Origin of the sequence: Streptomyces sp. NPDC050509, from assembly GCF_044457965.1 — a bacterium.
Lineage (GTDB): Bacteria > Actinomycetota > Actinomycetes > Streptomycetales > Streptomycetaceae > Streptomyces.
This window is the reverse complement of sequence record NZ_JBITHL010000001.1, coordinates 1,241,566-1,257,812: the sequence shown is the minus strand read 5'-3', so window position 1 is coordinate 1,257,812 and position 16,247 is coordinate 1,241,566. Positions and strand designations below refer to the sequence as shown.

Genomic DNA, 16,247 nt, shown 5'->3' with positions numbered 1-16,247 from the left:
GCCCCTCAAGGGGCCGGGCGGTGCAGGACCTGTCGTAGCGAGGTGAACAAAAGCCGATGAGTTCGCCCTGGCCACGTGAGATCCCGTGAGGCATGAGAGGGTCGGACGGGTGAGCGAGACACCACCGAAGACCCTGCAGTACCGCATGGACGGTCCGGAGGACGCCCCCGTCCTGATCCTCGGCCCCTCCCTCGGAACCACCTGGCACATGTGGGATCGCCAGGTGCCCGAGCTGGCCCGGCAGTGGCGGGTGTTCCGCTTCGACCTGCCCGGACACGGCGGCGCGCCCGCGCACCCCGCCACCAGCGTCCCCGAACTGGCCCAGCGGCTGCTGACCACCCTCGACGGGCTCGGCATCCAGCGCTTCGGCTACGTGGGCTGCTCCATCGCCGGGGCCATCGGCGCCGAGCTGGCGCTGCGCCGGCCCGACCGGATCGCCTCGCTCGCGCTGGTCGCGGCCTCGCCCCGGTTCGGCACGGCCGACGAGTTCCGCCAGCGCGGGGTGATCGTCCGGGCCAACGGGCTGGACCCGATGGCCCGCAGCGCGCCCGAGCGCTGGTTCACCCCCGGCTTCGCCGCCGCGCAGCCCGCCATCGTCGAGTGGGCCGTCCAGATGGTCCGTACCACCGACCCCGGCTGCTACATCGCCGCCTGCGAGGCGCTCGCCGCCTTCGACATACGCGCCGAGCTGGGCCGTATCACCGTGCCCACCCTCGTCCTGGTCGGCGCCGAGGACCAGGTCACCGGGCCCGCCGAGGCACGCACCCTGGTCGCGGGGATACCCGACGCCCGGCTGGCGCTGGTCCCCGGGGCCTCGCACCTGGCGCCCGTCGAGCAGCCCGCCGCCGTCACCGACCTGCTCGTGCACCACTTCGCCACCGCCTGGTACAACCCGTCCGACACCGCCACCGGCCTGACCGTGATGCCCGACCTGGGAAACCGGCCCTCGGTCTCCGCGACGATCGGCCCGGTCGCCGAGATCGCCCCCGCCGAGCAGCCCCAGGCCGTCGCCAGCGGACGGCACGACCCGTACGACGCGGGGATGCTGGTCCGCAGACAGGTCCTGGGCGACGCCCACGTGGACCGAGCCATGGCCACCGCCGACGACTTCTCCGGCGACTTCCAGGAGCTGATCACCCGCTACGCCTGGGGCGAGGTGTGGACCAGGGAGGGCCTGGACCGCCGTACCCGCAGCGCGGTGACGCTGACCGCGCTCGTCGCGGGCGGGCATCTGGAGGAGCTCGCCTTCCACACCCGGGCCGCGCTGCGCAACGGCCTCACCCCGGCCGAGATCAAGGAAGTGCTGATCCAGAGCGCCGTCTACTGTGGCGTCCCCGCGGCGAACTCCGCGTTCCGGGTGGCCAGGACCGTGATCCAGGAGGAGACCCGGCCCGAGGCGTAGCAGGATGGTGGGTGAGGACAACGACGAGGCCGGCGGGGCCGATGGGGGGACGGACAGCGGTTCCGCGTGAGGAAGAGAGGCGGTCAGCGGTGAGGCTCACCAAGAAGACGCACGCTTGTGTCCGGCTGGAGAAGGACGGGCGCACGCTCGTCATCGACCCCGGAACCTTCACGGAGGAGGACGCGACGCAGGGCGCGGACGTCCTTCTCGTCACGCACGAGCACCCCGACCACTTCGACGAGGACCGGCTGCGGGCGGGCCTTGAGGCCAATCCGGGCGCCGAGCTGTGGACGCTGCGCAGCGTCGCCGGGCGGATGTCCGCCGCCTTTCCCGGCCGGGTCCACACCGTGGGGCACGGCGACACGTTCTCCGCGGCGGGCTTCGACATCCGGGTCTACGGCGAACTGCACGCGGTGATCCACCCGGACATCCCGCGGATCACGAACGTGGGCTATCTCGTGGACGGCTCGGTCTTCCACCCGGGCGACGCGCTCACCGTCCCCGACCACCCCGTGGACACGCTGCTGCTGCCCGTCCAGGCGCCCTGGAGCAAGATCTCCGAGGTGATCGAGTACGTACGGGAGGTCAAGCCCGTGCGCGCCTTCGACATCCACGACGCGCTGCTCACGGACCTCGCCCGGCCGATCTACGACACGCAGATCGGCTCGCTGGGCGGCGCCGACCACGGCAGGCTGGCCCCCGGCGCCTCGACCGAGCTGTAGCCGCACACCCCCTCCCAGGGCCCGCCCCGCACCGCCGTACCCCCGGCTGTCGGACCCCGCCGATAGGCTGTCACGCATGCGCATCGCCACCTGGAACGTCAATTCGATCACCGCCCGGCTGCCCCGGCTGCTGGCCTGGCTGGAGAGCAGCGGTACGGACGTGCTCTGCGTCCAGGAGACCAAGTGCGGCGAGGAGCAGTTCCCCGCCGAGCAGCTCCGCGAAGCGGGGTACGAGTCGGCGGTGAACGCCACGGGGCGGTGGAACGGGGTGGCGCTGCTCTCCCGCGTCGGCCTGGCGGGCATCGTCAAGGGGCTGCCCGGGGGCCCGCTGTACGAGGGCGTGGAGGAGCCGCGCGCGATCTCAGCGACCTGCGGCCCGGTCCGGCTCTGGTCGGTCTACGTGCCCAACGGCCGCGAGGTCGGCCACGACCACTACGCGTACAAGCTGCGCTGGTTCGAGGCGCTGCGCGACGCGGTCGCGGCGGACGCGGCCGGCCCGCGCCCGTTCGCCGTCCTCGGTGACTTCAACGTCGCCCCGGCGGACGAGGACGTCTGGGACCTGTCCCGCTTCGAGGGCGCCACGCACGTCACCCCGGCCGAGCGCGCCGCGCTGGCCGCGCTGCGCGAGCAGGGCCTGGACGACGTGGTGCCCCGCCCGCTGAAGTACGACCGCCCGTACACCTACTGGGACTACCGGGAGCTGGGCTTCCCGAAGAACCGGGGCATGCGCATCGACCTGGTGTACGGGAACGGGCCGTTCGCGGGCGCCGTCAAGGACAGCTACGTCGACCGTGAGGAGCGCAAGGGCAAGGGCGCCTCGGACCACGCCCCGGTCGTGGTCGACCTCGACGTCTGAGGCGGCAGGCGCCCCGCCGGGCCGGTGGGGCGTTCCGCGCGCCGTATGGTGCCCCGACGGGGGGAGTGGCAGGCTGAGCGGTATGAATTTCTCCTTCCTGGACAACTGGCGCAAGCGGCACGACGGCGCGGACGGTACGCCGCTCGCCTCCGCCGTCGGTGAGCCGGAAGGCGTGGCCGAACTGCTCTCCGAGTGCGAGCTGCTGCGCGCCAGAGCGGGGCAGCACGGCCTGGAACTGGACGACTCCCCGGCCTCGTTGGAAGCGCTCGACCAGCTCCCCCCGCGCTGGCGCGACGACCCGGAGGAGCTGCCCTGGCTGGGCAATGACGCCGGTCTCTATCTGGGTACGGTGATCGTCCGCACCGTCCCCGGCGCGGTCTGGCACATCTGGCCGGGCGGTCACCCCGTCGTACGGCTGGCGTCCGGGCGGGAGATCCAGGTCGTCGAGGCGGGTCTCGACTGGGCCGCCACCGGGGCGCCCGAGCTTTCCCAGGTCTACGCCGAGGCCGCCGAAGCCTGACCCTCACAGGCTTTCAGCAGTAAATACGGCTTATGCCCCACGTATGCGTGTCGTGCGCGAAGTCCCTTGGCGGGCTGGATAGTTTGCGCTGACCTCGACACAGCCGAGAGTGAGTGGGTGGGGCAGCGTATGGCCGGCGAACCGTTGATCGAGCTGCGTGGTGTCAACAAGTACTTCGGGCAGTTGCACGTCCTCCAGAACATCGACCTCACGGTCGACCGCGGCGAGGTCGTCGTGGTCATCGGACCCTCCGGCTCCGGCAAGTCCACCCTCTGCCGGACGATGAACCGGCTGGAGACGATCGACTCGGGCCGGATCACCATCGACGGCAGCCCGCTGCCCGCCGAGGGGCGCGGGCTCGCCCGGCTCCGTACCGAAGTGGGCATGGTCTTCCAGTCGTTCAACCTCTTCGCGCACAAGACCGTGCTGGCCAATATCTCCCTCGCGCAGATCAAGGTCCGCAAGCGCAAGAAGGAGGACGCCGACCGGCGCTCCCGGGAACTGCTCGACCGCGTCGGCCTCGCCGACCAGGCGGACAAGCTGCCGGCCCAGCTCTCCGGCGGCCAGCAGCAGCGCGTGGCCATCGCCCGCGCGCTCGCCATGGACCCCAAGGCGCTGCTCTTCGACGAGCCCACCTCGGCGCTCGACCCGGAGATGATCAACGAAGTCCTCGAAGTGATGCGGCAACTCGCGGGCGAGGGGATGACCATGGTCGTCGTCACCCACGAGATGGGCTTCGCCCGCTCCGCCGCCAACCGCGTCGTCTTCATGGCCGACGGCCGCATCGTCGAGGACCGCACCCCGGAGGACTTCTTCACCGCCCCCGCGAGCGACCGGGCCAAGGACTTCCTCTCCAAGATCCTCAAGCACTGACGGGGGTGCGGTTCGTGAGACACCCGCTGAGACGCCCGCTGAGACGTCCCGCGACGGCGCTCGCCGTACTCCTGCTCGCCCTCCTCGCGGCGGGGTGCGGCAAGGCCGGCAGCCCGCCCGTGAAGGGCCCCCGGCCCGACGCGCTGCCCCGCTACCACGTCGACCAGGGCTTCCGGCTGCCCTCCTCGCCCACCTGGGAGAAGGCCAAGCGCCGCGGCTACCTGATCGTCGGGGCCAAGGAGGACCAGCCGTACATGGGCGAGAAGGACCCCGCCACCGGCGTCTACTCCGGCTTCGACATCGAGATCGCCAAGATGATGTCGGCGTCCCTCGGCTTCGACCCGAAAACCATCCGCTTCCGCACCATCGCCTCCGCGAACCGCGAGACCGCCCTCCAGAACGGGCAGATCGACTACTACGTCGGCACGTACACCATCAACGCCAACCGCAAGAAGCTCGTCGGCTTCGCCGGTCCGTACTACATGGCCGGCCAGTCCCTCCTCGTACGGACCGACGAGCACGGCATCGAGGGGCCCCGGGACCTCGACGGCAAGCGCGTCTGCTCCGCCTCCGGCTCCACCCCGTACCAGCGCATGCAGCAGGACTACCCGCGCGTCCAGCTCGTCGGGTACGACACCTACTCCGTCTGCGTGGACAACCTGCTGACCTTCCAGGTCGCCGCCGTCACCACCGACGACACCATCCTCCAGGGGTACGCGGCCAAGGTGCCCAAGGAGCTGAAGGTCGTCGGCAAGCCCTTCTCCAAGGAGCCGTACGGCATCGGCGTCCCCCGCTCCGACAACGCCCTGCGCCTCGCGCTGGACGACGCCCTCGCCGTCCACGAGCGCGACGGCGACTGGCAGAAGGCGTACGACGCGACCCTCGGCCTCTCCGGCCGCAAGGCGACCCCGCCCCCGCCCATCGACCGCTACCCGGCGAGCTGAGGCCGCGCCATGAACGTACTCACCGACAACTTCGCCCTCTACGGCGAAGGCTTCCTCGGCACGGTTCAACTGACCGTCTACGCCTCGCTGCTGGCGCTCGCCCTCGGCTTCCTCATGGCCTCGTTCCGGGTGTCGCCCGTACGCTCCCTGCGCGCGCTGGGCACCGTATGGGTCACCGTGCTGCGCAACACCCCGCTGACGCTGCTCTTCTTCGCCGTCGTCCTCGGGCTGCCGCGCTTCGGACTCGTCCTGCCCTTCCAGCTCTTCGCGATCCTCGCCCTCGGCTGCTACACCTCCGCGTTCATCTGCGAGGTGCTGCGCTCCGGCATCAACACCGTCCACAAGGGGCAGCGCGAGGCGGCCCGCAGCCTCGGCATGAGCTTCGGCCAGACGCTCGGTGACGTGGTGCTGCCGCAGGCGTTCCGTACGGTCATCCCGCCCATCGGCTCCACGCTGATCGCGCTGGCCAAGAACTCCGCGATCGCGGGCGCGTTCAGCGTCACCGAACTGCTCGGCACCTACAAGGTCCTCAGTGAGAGGGGCTACAACATCGTCTGGTCGTTCGTCTGGATCGCTGTGGGCTATCTCCTCATCACCCTGACCATCAGTGCGCTGTTCAACGTGATGGAGAAGCGCTGGGGAGTCGCCCGATGAGTGAATCGACCGCCCTCTACGACATCCCCGGGCCCCGCACCCGGCGTCGGCACCGCACCTACGGGCTGGTGTCGACGGCCGTGATCGCCGCGCTGATCGGCTGGCTCATCTATCTGCTCTTCGACACCGGCCAGTTCACCGCCGTCAAGTGGGACCCCTTCACGTACCAGGGGATCCAGGACCTGCTGCTGCGCGGACTCGGCAACACCCTCAAGGCGTTCGGGTACGCGGCGGTGCTCTCGCTCGCGCTCGGCGCCGTCCTGGCGTGCGGCAGGCTCTCCGAACACCGGCCGGTGCGCTGGCTCGCCACGGTGCTGGTCGAGTTCTTCCGGGCCATGCCCGTACTGGTGATGATCTTCTTCATCTTCGTGGCGCTGAAGGTGCAGGCCCTGCCCGCGCTGGTGGCGGGTCTGACGCTCTACAACGGCTCCGTGCTCGCCGAGGTCTTCCGTACCGGAGTCCACGCGGTGGAGCGCGGTCAGGGGGAGGCGGCGTACGCGCTCGGCATGCGCAAGACGCAGGTCATGACGTACGTGCTGGTGCCGCAGGCGGTCCGCGCCATGCTGCCCACGATCATCAGCCAGTTGGTGGTCGCTCTCAAGGACACATCGCTCGGTTATCTCATCACCTACGAGGAGTTCCTCCATGCCGGCAAGCTCATCGCCTCGAATCTCGACTACGATTTGCCGTTCATCCCTGTGGTGATGGTGATCTCGCCGATCTACATCGGGATGTGCATGCTGCTCTCCTGGTTCGCCCACTGGCTGGCCGGGCGGCAGCGGCACAACCCGAGAACCGAGGCCGTGGGAGCCGCCCCGGCCGCACCAGGGACGCTGCTGCCGGGCGGGCAGTAGCGCAGGGCAGTGGCCCGCCCGGCAGACAGCCGGAGATCACTTCTCGTACGGCGGCGGTACCCGGCGGAGACGACGGGCGGCCGGCGCACGGGGGGAAGGTCAGCTGTCCGCCGGTCGGGTTGTGCTCGGGACGCACGCCTACTCGGCGGGCCCGGTCGCCGGGGCGGGCTCCGGCAGGGGGGTATGGGCCGCGCGCGTCACATCGGCGACCAGTTCCACCACATCGGGGCCGTACGCCTCCGAGTTCACCACCTTCAGCAGCAGACAGAACGAATCCGTGCCGTACTTGCGCGTCAGCCGCTCGTGATGGCGGGCCAGATAGCGCGTGGCCGCCTGATTGGTGATGGCCCGCTGGCCGCAGCAGAGGAAGACGGGCCGCGCGCCCTCCCCGACGGTCAGCCGCGCCAGCAGGACGTACTCCAGGACGCCCGCCTCCGCGAGATAACGCTCGGTCCCGATCCGGAAGGCGCCGTGCTCGGCCACCCGGTCGGAGTCGGTCGTCACCCGCACCCCGGGCAGCAGGGAGGTGAGATGGGCCGCCATCCGCCGATTTGTCGACGGGCCGCCGAGGCAGAACTCCGTACGCTCCCCGAACCCCTGGCGCGCGGTGTCGTGCTGGACGATGTCGGCGTGCGCGCCGCAGTCCTTGATCAGCGCGGAGAGTTCCAGCAGCGCGGAGACGTCGTGGCGGTGGACGGCGCCGTCGCTGCCCGCCTTGCGGTTGACGACCAGCAGGCACTCGGAGTTGCTGGGCAGCCCGAAGAACGCCTGCTTCCTGCGCAGCCTGCGCTGCCAGAGAGCGGTGCGGGCGAGCCAGCCCAGCGCGGCGCTGAAACCCGCGGCGACTACGCCGAGCACGATGTTGCGTATGTCGTCATTCATGGGCGCGCATCGTAGCCGGACCACGCGCCTGTGTCAGAGGCGGTCCTGACGATGCCGGGGCGCGGCGGTTACGCTGCGCGCGGACAGTCGCCGACTGGCCCCACCGCTGACTGGAGGTACCTGATGCGTCGCTCCGCCGTGCGGAATGTCTCCCTCATGGCCGTCGCCGCCGCCTTGCTCTCGGTCGTCGCCGCCGCCCTGCTCTCGGTCGGCACCGCCGCGCCGCCCTCGGCGCCCATGGCGGTGTCGCAACGGTCGGGCCCGCCCGCGAAGGTGCCGGTCGCGACGGGGTACGGGGGAGCGGTCGCCAGCGTCGACGCCGACGCCTCGGCGGCGGGCATCGAGGTGCTCAGGAAGGGCGGCAACGCCGTGGACGCGGCCGTCGCCACCGCCGCCGCCCTCGGGGTCACCGAGCCGTACTCCGCGGGCATCGGCGGAGGCGGCTACTTCGTCCACTACGACGCCGCGTCCCGTACGGTGCACACCATCGACGGGCGGGAGACCGCGCCGGCCTCCGCCGACAGCGCGCTCTTCCTGGAGAACGGCAAGCCGATCCCGTTCGCGGAGGCCGTGACCAGCGGACGCGGCGTCGGCACCCCCGGCACCCCGGCCACCTGGGAGACCGCGCTCGGCGCGTGGGGCAGCCGGTCGCTCGGGCAGGTGCTGAAGCCCGCGGAGCGGCTGGCGAAGAACGGCTTCACGGTCGACGCGACCTTCCGTTCCCAGACCCAGTCGAACCAGGAACGGTTCGCCGACTTCCCCGACACCGCCGAGCTCTTCCTGCCCGGCGGCCAACTGCCCGTCGTGGGCTCGGTCTTCAAGAACCCCGACCTGGCGCGTACGTACCGGGAGCTGGGCCGCGAGGGCACCGGACTGCTCTACCGGGGCGCCCTGGGCCGCGACATCGTCCGTACGGTCCGCACACCCCCGGTCGACCCGGCGGCCGGCCGTACGGTGCGCCCCGGCGACCTGACGGCGCGGGACCTCTCCACGTACCGCACGAAGCGCCAGGCACCGACGAAGGTCACCTACCGCGGGCTCGACGTGTACGGCATGGCGCCCTCCTCGTCCGGCGGTACCAGCGTCGGCGAGGCGCTCAACATCCTTGCCCGTACGGACCTTTCGAAGGCGTCGCAGGCCGCGTACCTGCACCGCTACATCGAGGCGAGCCGGATCGCCTTCGCGGACCGGGGCCGGTGGGTCGGCGACCCGGCCTTCGAGGACGTCCCCACGAAGGGACTGCTCTCGCGGCGCTTCGCGGACTCCCGCGCCTGCCTGATCAAGGACGACGCGGTCCTCAAGAGCCCCCTGGCGCCCGGTGATCCGAGCGACCCGACACCGTGCGCGCCGGGCGGCACCGCCGCGCCGACCACGTTCGAGGGCGAGAACACCACGCATCTCACCGCCGCGGACAAGTGGGGCAACGTCGTCGCGTACACCCTGACCATCGAGTCGACCGGCGGCAGCGCGATCACCGTGCCGGGGCGGGGCTTCCTGCTCAACAACGAACTGACGGACTTCTCGTTCGCCCCGGCCAACCCGGCGGTCCACGACCCGAACCTGCCGGGCCCGGGCAAGCGGCCGAGGTCGTCGATCTCCCCGACGATCATCCTGGACCGGCACGACAAGCCGGTCCTGGCGGTCGGTTCGCCGGGCGGCGCGACCATCATCACCACCGTGCTCCAGACGCTGACGGGCACGCTCGACCGCGGTCTGCCGCTGGTCGAGGCGATCGCCGCGCCCCGGGCCAGCCAGCGCAACGCGGCCTCCACGGAGCTGGAGCCGGGTCTGTGGAACAGCCCCGTACGGCAGCAACTGGAGGCGCTGGGGCACACGTTCACCCAGAATCCGGAGATCGGCGCCGCCACCGGGGTGCAGCGGCTGCCGGACGGCCGCTGGCTGGCGGCGGCGGAGAAGGTACGCAGGGGAGGCGGCTCGGCGATGGTCGTCCGCCCGGCGGGCGGTACGCCCTGACCTGGTCCTGATCCACCGAGGGGCCTGATCCACCGAAGGGCCCGATCCACCGCGTCCGAAGGGCCCGGACCTCCGGTCCGGGCCCTTCGGACGCGCCGTCCCGTCCCACCGCCCCACGAGTTTCAACTCGTTGTGGACAAAGTGTGGACGGTTCGAGGCACTCTTCGTACGCTGGGCGTCGCTCTCGCACGGAAGGTCCGTCCCCGGCCGCGCTGCCCCGCAGCGCACAGCAGGAGGAAGAGTGACGCCCCGCACGCACCAGAGCGCCCCCCGCCATCGTCGTAGCCCCCGAAGAATCACCGGGCTGTTCCTCGCGGCCCTCCTCACCGGCGGCCTCGCGGCGCCCGCCGCGCAGGCCGACGAGAGACCCTTCGGTGACCTGCCGCCCCAGGAACCCGGGGTGACCCTGCGGGTCTTCGACATCCAGTCCCCGCTGAGCAAGCTCTGCGACCTCAAACCGGCCCAGACCCCCAACGTCGACAAGCTGATCCCCACCGTCGACTGGTCCTCCACCGACGGCTTCGGTTTCACCGACAACTTCGTGTCGCAGATCATCGGCAACATCAATGTCCCCGCGGACGGTACGTACGCCTTCCGTCTGATCAGCGACGACGGTTCGCGTCTGTTCATCGGTGACAAGAAGGTCATCGACCACGACGGACTCCACGGCGCCGAGCCCAAGGACGGCGAGATCGCCCTCCTCCCCGGCTACCACCCCCTGCGGATCGACCACTTCGACCGCGGTGGCGGCCAGCAGGTCACCCTCCAGTGGAAGCCGCCGGGCGCCGACGCCTTCACCCTCGTCCCGAACTCCGTGCTCAGCACCGACGCCGGCGTCGTCCGGGTCACCGCCCCCGGCCGCAAGGAGTGCGAGGGAACCTACGACACCCCCGGCGACGGTCTCCCGCTGACCTCGGTCAACCCCGGCTACACCCTCACCGATCTGCGCCCCGAGGGTTTCGAGCCGCAGGTCTCCGCGATGGACTGGCTGCCGGACGGCCGGCTTGCCGTGACCACCTGGGGCGGCAGCACCGAGACCGAGGGAGAGGTGTACGTCCTCGACCAGGTGACGGGGGACACCGGACCGGAGAAGGTCACCTACACGAAGATCGCCGACGGCCTGAAGGAGCCGATGGGGATCAAGTACGTCGAAGGAAAGCTGTACGTCTCGGAGAAACACCAACTGACCGAGCTGTCCGACACCGAGGGCGTCAACTCCGCCGACGAGATCCGCAAGGTCGCCTCCTGGCCGTACGGGGGGAACTTCCACGAGTTCGCCTTCGGACTGCTCTACGAGCGCGGCGACTTCTATCTGAACCTGTCCGTCGCCATCAACTACGGCGGCGCGACGACCAACCCGCAGCCCGCCGCGAACCGCGGTACCACCGTCAAGGTGAACAGGAAGACGGGCAAGGTCAGTTACCTGGCCGGCGGCCTCCGCACACCGAACGGGATCGGACGGGGCCCGGAGGGCGAACTCTTCGTCACCGACAACCAGGGCGGCTGGCTGCCCGCCTCCAAGCTGCTCCACGTCAAGAAGGACCGGTTCTTCAACCACTACACCGAACCGGACGGCCCGTTCGACGACCGTGAGGTCACCCGGCCGGTGCTCTGGCTGCCGCAGAACGAGATAGCCAACTCGCCCAGTACGCCGATGCTGTTGAAGAAGGGGCCCTTCGCCGGGCAGATGCTCTTCGGCGATGTCACCTACGGCGGACTCCAGCGCGCCGACCTGGAGAAGGTGAAGGGCGAGTACCAGGGCGCGGTGTTCCGGCACACGCAGGGCCTGGAGTCCGGCATCACCCGTATCAGCACCGGACCGGACGGTGCGATCTACGCGGGCGGCCTCGGCGCCGACGGAAACTGGGGCCAGGAGGGCAAACTCCGCTTCGGCCTCCAGAAACTCACCCCGAACGGCAAGGTCGCCTTCGACATCAAGACCATGCGCGCCACCCGCGACGGCTTCGAACTCACCTACACCCAGCCCCTGTCGGAGGAGACGGCCGCCAAACTGACGAGCGGCGCCTACTCCGTCGAGCAGTGGCGTTACGTCCCCACCCCGGCGTACGGAGGCCCCAAGGTCGACGAGGAGGTGCTGCCCGTCACGGCCGCCCGGCTGTCCGGCGACCGCCGCAAGGTCCGGCTCACCATCCCCGGCCTCAAGACCGACCGGGTGGTGCACATCCGGTCGCCGCGCCCGTTCGCCTCCGCCGCGGGTGAGCAACTCTGGTCCACCGAGGCCTGGTACACGCTGAACGCCCGCCCGGGACCCGAGCAGCCCGTCACCTCGTACGACGCCGAGTCGGGGCGCCTGAGCGGCGGGGCCGACATCGACACCGAGCACGCCGGCTACACCGGCGGCGGCTTCGTCGACGGCTTCGGCACCGAGGGCGCCGCCGTCACCTTCGAGGTCGACGCACCCGCGAAGGGCAGCTACGACGTGGGACTGCGGTACGCCAACGGCCCCGACCCCTTCACCGGCACGAAGACCATCGGCGTCGGTGTCAACGGCGGGCAGACCCGGCAGACCGGTCTCCCCGCCACCGGTGCCTGGAACCGCTGGTCCACGAAGACCGAGCGGTTCACCCTGAACAAGGGCCGCAACACCGTCACGTACACCCACCGGCCGGAGGACACCGGCCACGTCAATCTCGACATGATCGAGGTGCGCAGGGCGGGCAGCCGCATCGACCTGTTCTCCGGCGGCAGTGTCTCCACCGCCTGGCAGCACACCGACGGCCGCGGTGTCGAGTGGCCGCGCACCGCCGAGAACTCCATCGAGGTGTGCTGCGGCGACATCCGCACCAAACAGGCCTTCGGCGACTTCGCGCTGCACGCCGAATTCCGGGTGCCGAAGCTGCCGGACGACGTCACCGGGCAGGACCGCGGCAACAGCGGCATCTACCTCCAGGAGCGGTACGAGATCCAGATCCTGGACTCCTTCGGCGTGGAGAAACTGGCCGCGAACGAGGCCGCGTCCATCTACAACAAGAAGGCCGCCGACCGGAACGCCGCCACCGCGCCCGAGACCTGGCAGACGTACGACATCGTCTTCCGCGCGGCCCGTTTCGACGCCGAGGGCCGCAAGACCGAGGACGCCAGGATCACCGTGGTGTGGAACGGCACGAAGGTCCACGACAACGTGGCGGTGGACGGACCGACCGGCGCGGGCGACGCCGAATCGGCGGCCAAGGGGGCGATCCGGCTCCAGGACCACGGCAACAAGGTCCGCTTCAGGAACGTCTGGATCGAGCCGCTGGACTGACCGGCACCGGCGGAACGGCAGGCACCGGCGGAACGACCGGCACGGGAGGAACAGCCGGTACGGGGGCCGCCGGTGTCTCAGAGCGCCGTCAGGATCCGCGGCCCCTCGTCGGTGATCGCCACCGTGTGCTCCACGTGGGAGGCGCGGCTGCGGTCGAGGGTACGGACCGTCCAGCCGTCACGGGCCGTGAAGCAGCGGTCCGTACCACTGCTGGTCAGCATCGGCTCGATCGCCAGCACCATGCCGTGGCGCAGCCGCATACCGCGGCCCGGGCGGCCCTCGTTGGGGACGCCCGGGTCCTCGTGCATGGTGCGGCCCACGCCGTGGCCGCCGAAGCCGGCGGGGATGCCGTACCCCGCCGCGCGGCAGACCCGGCCGATCGCGTGCGCGATGTCGCCGATGCGATTGCCGACCAGGGCCGCGGCGATACCCGCCTCCAGCGCCCGGTACGACGTGTCGATCAGCCGGAGGTCGTCCGGGCGGGCGCGGCCGACCGTGAAGCTGACCGCCGAGTCCCCGACCCAGCCGTCGAGGACCGCACCGCAGTCGATCGACACGAGGTCGCCGTCGGCCAGCCGGTAGGAGCCGGGGATGCCGTGCACGATCATGTCGTTGACGGAGGCGCAGATGACCGCGGGGAAGGGGGTGGGCGCCCAGTCGGGGTGATAGTCGAGGAAGGGCGAGCCGGCGCCCGCCTCACGCAGTACGGCGCGGGCGGTCTCGTCGAGGGCGCGCAGCGTGACCCCCACGGCCGCGGCCTCCCGTACGGCTGTGAGCGCCTGGGCGACGACCCGGCCCGCTCCGCGCATGGCGTCCAGGGACGCATCGGTTTTGATCTCCACCATTCCAATAACAATACCGGTGGGTGGAGGGCCCGGGAATCGCCCGGGGCGGTATTACAATGACGGAATGGTACGGACCCCTCTCACCATCGAAGAGCGCGAGCGCGGCGAACGACTCGGCCGTCTGCTCCGCGAGGCGCGCGGCTCACGCAGCATGGTGGAGGTGGCCGCCGTCGCCGGACTCTCCCCCGAGACGCTGCGCAAGATCGAGACCGGCCGCGCCCCTACTCCTGCCTTCTTCACGGTGGCCGCGCTGGCCGCGGCGCTGGGCCTGTCGATGGACCGGATCGCGGTGAGCTGCGCGCTGGTGCCGGTCTGACGGAACCCACCCGGCCCGGCCGACGCCACGCGCCGGCGCGGGTGCCACTCCAGCGCCACGCGCCCGTGGCCTGGGCGGACGTGGCGGGGGAAGCGCGGGGGAGTGCGTAGGCTCGTGATCGTGACGACCCTCGACGACCTCTCCCGCAGCCGCTACGTCAGCCTCACCACCTACCGCAAGGACGGGACCGGTGTCGCCACCCCCGTCTGGCACGCGGTGGACGGGGGAGTGCTGTTCGTCTGGACCCGCTCCGACTCCTGGAAGGTCAAGCGGATCCGCAACAACCCCCGTGCGGTGGTGGCGGTCTGCGACGTGCGCGGGCGGATCGCCCCGGGCGCGCCGTCCGCCGAGGGTACGGCGCGGTTGCTCGAAGGAGCGGACCTGGACCGGGTCCTGCGGCTCGTCGCGCGCAAGTACACCTGGCAGTTCTGGCTGGTCGACGTGCCGGCCCGGATCGTACGGCGCGGCAAGCGCCCGCATACCGGGATCGCCGTCTCCTTCTGACGTCCGGACGCTGAGCGCTTCGCACCCTCCCGGAAAACTGTCTGTATTCGGCCCGTAACACAACTGAGGTCGAATGCCTCGGACCGGAGTGTTCTCTTCGGTACGGGAGGGACGAGGCAGCGATGGCGGTGCGGCAACTCCCGGTGGAGATCGGGACGTTCGCGCGATACTTAACGGATCTGACGACGCTGCTGAACCCCGGCGCCGGCTGGTACGGAGTCTTCTTCCACCGCGACCCCGACGGTCTGCGGGCCTGCCTCGGCGGCACCGAGATCCCGCCGTGGGACGTGGTGGAGTCGCTGCTCCAGGACTTCGCCGCCGGGCGCGACACCCACGCCGTCGCCGGGGAGCGCGAGCGGGCGCGACGGCTCCACTCCGCCTCCGCCGGGGCGTACGACCGGCTCCCCGGCGGCGGTGCGGCGCTCGCCGAACGGCTGCGGCTGATGGACCGGGACCGGACGCACGCGGCGGGCCGGGCCGAGGAACTGGTCCGGCTGCTCCGTACCACGCCCGAGGGTTCGCCCGGCGAGCAGCAGCTCACCCATGATCTGGCCTGGATCCGCGACGACCTCGCCCGCGCCACCGCCCGCTGCTCCGAACTCCAGGCCAGAATGGCGGCGTTGCCCGTCCCGAGCGCCGATCCCGCCGCCGCTCCCGCGGCCCCCGCGAGCCCGGAGCCGGCGCCCGCGCGGGGCCGGACGCTCTGGGGCGGCCGGCGCCGTACCGGGGAGCCGGCGGGCCCCGCCACGGCGCCGGCCGAGGACGACGCCGGGCCGGGCGCCGCCGCGCCCCGGCCCAAGGCCCAGCCGAAGAAGCGCAAACCGCGCGGCGCCCGCTTCGCCGGGATCGAGGCCGACGAGGTCCAGGAGGCCGAGGAGCCGCCGCCCGCGCCCGTACTCCCGGCGCCGCCGCCCGCCGCGCCCGCCACCCCGCGCGGCGCCCGGTTCGGCGGCGCGCCCGTCACGCCCCTGCGCGAAGCGCCCGCCGCGCCCTCGCCGGAGGACCGCCGCGCCGCCGCCCTGACCGTCGCCGAGCTGCGCAGGCTGCGCGCCGAGGGGCGGACGGGCGAGGCGCACGTCGTGCTCTGCGAGGCCGCGGGCCGCCCGCCGCAGCAGCTTCCCCTGCTCGCCGCCGAGCTGCACCGCGCCGGCCTCGGCGCCGACTGGGCCGAACTGCTCTGGGAGGCGGCGTTCCTGCCGCCCGCGCAGCTCGCCGCGGCGGCCGGGGCGCTCGCCGTCGCCGGCCGCGACGACGACTGCGGGCAGTTGCTGCGCCAGGGCGTCTCCCGGCCGGCCGAGGAGATCACCGACGCCGTGCTCGCGCTGGGCGAGGCGGGCTGTGCGCACGAGGCGCGTGCGCTGCTCAGCGCCTTCGTACAGGCGCGTGCGCCGGAGGACTCGGCGCTCGTCGCCGCGCCCGATCCGCGCCGTCTCGTACCGCAGCTCCTCGACGCGGCGCGCGCCGTGTCGGCCTCCCGTGAGCGCGATGTGGTGCATGCTCTGCGGGTGGCCGGAATCGCACCGGCCTGAGCGGGGCGGCCCGATGTCGACCGCTCGGGTGTGAAACAGACTCGACCCTGCGGGTTAACGACGATGGTCTTGCCCCCGTGTGAACCGGGGCTTACGTTCTCCTCCTA

General features: G+C 71.4%; 15 protein-coding genes. 13 read left to right on the top strand and 2 right to left on the bottom strand.

The window, feature by feature from the left end; translation table 11 throughout:
* Nucleotides 1-109 precede the first annotated feature (109 nt).
* The 8 genes from pcaC to ACIBJC_RS04740 all read left to right on the top strand — a co-directional run bounded on the left by pcaC (nucleotide 110) and on the right by ACIBJC_RS04740 (nucleotide 6,825).
* Nucleotides 110-1,402 (top strand): 4-carboxymuconolactone decarboxylase, encoded by a 1,293-nt coding sequence (pcaC, locus tag ACIBJC_RS04775; protein WP_329828010.1) that lies wholly within the window; start codon nucleotides 110-112, stop codon nucleotides 1,400-1,402.
* A gap of 41 nt (nucleotides 1,403-1,443) precedes the next feature.
* The gene (locus ACIBJC_RS04770; RefSeq protein WP_399287734.1) at nucleotides 1,444-2,124 is read left to right on the top strand and encodes an MBL fold metallo-hydrolase; all 681 of its coding nucleotides are present in this window, start codon (nucleotides 1,444-1,446) and stop codon (nucleotides 2,122-2,124) included.
* Between the two features lie 76 nt (nucleotides 2,125-2,200).
* Nucleotides 2,201-2,980 (top strand): exodeoxyribonuclease III, encoded by a 780-nt coding sequence (locus ACIBJC_RS04765; RefSeq protein ID WP_399287731.1) that lies wholly within the window; start codon nucleotides 2,201-2,203, stop codon nucleotides 2,978-2,980.
* An 82-nt stretch (nucleotides 2,981-3,062) separates the two neighbouring features.
* Nucleotides 3,063-3,500 carry a DUF6278 family protein gene (locus ACIBJC_RS04760; RefSeq protein WP_399287727.1) on the top strand — a complete coding sequence of 146 codons (438 nt, stop codon included), beginning with the start codon at nucleotides 3,063-3,065 and terminating at the stop codon, nucleotides 3,498-3,500.
* A 129-nt stretch (nucleotides 3,501-3,629) separates the two neighbouring features.
* Nucleotides 3,630-4,373, top strand: a complete 744-nt coding sequence (locus ACIBJC_RS04755; RefSeq protein WP_399288156.1) for an amino acid ABC transporter ATP-binding protein — start codon at nucleotides 3,630-3,632, stop codon at nucleotides 4,371-4,373.
* Between the two features lie 14 nt (nucleotides 4,374-4,387).
* Nucleotides 4,388-5,317, top strand: coding sequence for a glutamate ABC transporter substrate-binding protein (locus ACIBJC_RS04750; RefSeq protein ID WP_399287724.1), 930 nt, complete (start codon nucleotides 4,388-4,390; stop codon nucleotides 5,315-5,317).
* A 9-nt stretch (nucleotides 5,318-5,326) separates the two neighbouring features.
* Complete coding sequence (locus ACIBJC_RS04745; RefSeq protein WP_399287721.1) at nucleotides 5,327-5,971, top strand: amino acid ABC transporter permease; 645 nt, start codon at nucleotides 5,327-5,329, stop codon at nucleotides 5,969-5,971.
* A complete protein-coding gene (locus ACIBJC_RS04740; RefSeq protein WP_399287718.1) occupies nucleotides 5,968-6,825 on the top strand; it encodes an amino acid ABC transporter permease in 858 nt (285 codons plus the stop codon). Before ACIBJC_RS04745 ends, ACIBJC_RS04740 begins: the two co-directional genes overlap by 4 nt.
* Nucleotides 6,826-6,963: 138 nt before the next feature.
* On the opposite strand, the gene ACIBJC_RS04735 is transcribed toward ACIBJC_RS04740, so the two are convergent.
* Complete coding sequence (locus ACIBJC_RS04735) at nucleotides 6,964-7,707, bottom strand: hypothetical protein (protein ID WP_399287713.1); 744 nt, start codon at nucleotides 7,705-7,707, stop codon at nucleotides 6,964-6,966.
* Nucleotides 7,708-7,830: 123 nt separating this feature from the next.
* Here ACIBJC_RS04735 and ggt point away from each other — a divergent pair, with 123 nt between their 5' ends.
* Nucleotides 7,831-9,681 (top strand): gamma-glutamyltransferase, encoded by a 1,851-nt coding sequence (gene ggt, locus ACIBJC_RS04730; protein ID WP_399287710.1) that lies wholly within the window; start codon nucleotides 7,831-7,833, stop codon nucleotides 9,679-9,681.
* 241 nt (nucleotides 9,682-9,922) lie between these two features.
* On the top strand, nucleotides 9,923-12,946 hold the full coding sequence (locus ACIBJC_RS04725; protein ID WP_399287707.1) for a family 16 glycoside hydrolase: 3,024 nt from the start codon (nucleotides 9,923-9,925) through the stop codon (nucleotides 12,944-12,946).
* 77 nt (nucleotides 12,947-13,023) lie between these two features.
* Here the strand turns inward: ACIBJC_RS04725 and map are convergent, their stop codons facing one another.
* A complete protein-coding gene (gene map / locus ACIBJC_RS04720; protein WP_399287704.1) occupies nucleotides 13,024-13,791 on the bottom strand; it encodes a type I methionyl aminopeptidase in 768 nt (255 codons plus the stop codon).
* A gap of 64 nt (nucleotides 13,792-13,855) precedes the next feature.
* On the opposite strand from map, the gene ACIBJC_RS04715 reads away from it, so the two are divergent.
* The 3 genes from ACIBJC_RS04715 to ACIBJC_RS04705 all read left to right on the top strand — a co-directional run bounded on the left by ACIBJC_RS04715 (nucleotide 13,856) and on the right by ACIBJC_RS04705 (nucleotide 16,140).
* The gene (locus ACIBJC_RS04715; RefSeq protein ID WP_399287701.1) at nucleotides 13,856-14,107 is read left to right on the top strand and encodes a helix-turn-helix domain-containing protein; all 252 of its coding nucleotides are present in this window, start codon (nucleotides 13,856-13,858) and stop codon (nucleotides 14,105-14,107) included.
* Between the two features lie 120 nt (nucleotides 14,108-14,227).
* Nucleotides 14,228-14,611, top strand: a complete 384-nt coding sequence (locus ACIBJC_RS04710; RefSeq protein WP_399287698.1) for a PPOX class F420-dependent oxidoreductase — start codon at nucleotides 14,228-14,230, stop codon at nucleotides 14,609-14,611.
* Nucleotides 14,612-14,733: 122 nt separating this feature from the next.
* Nucleotides 14,734-16,140, top strand: coding sequence for a hypothetical protein (locus tag ACIBJC_RS04705; protein ID WP_399287695.1), 1,407 nt, complete (start codon nucleotides 14,734-14,736; stop codon nucleotides 16,138-16,140).
* Nucleotides 16,141-16,247: the final 107 nt, after the last annotated feature.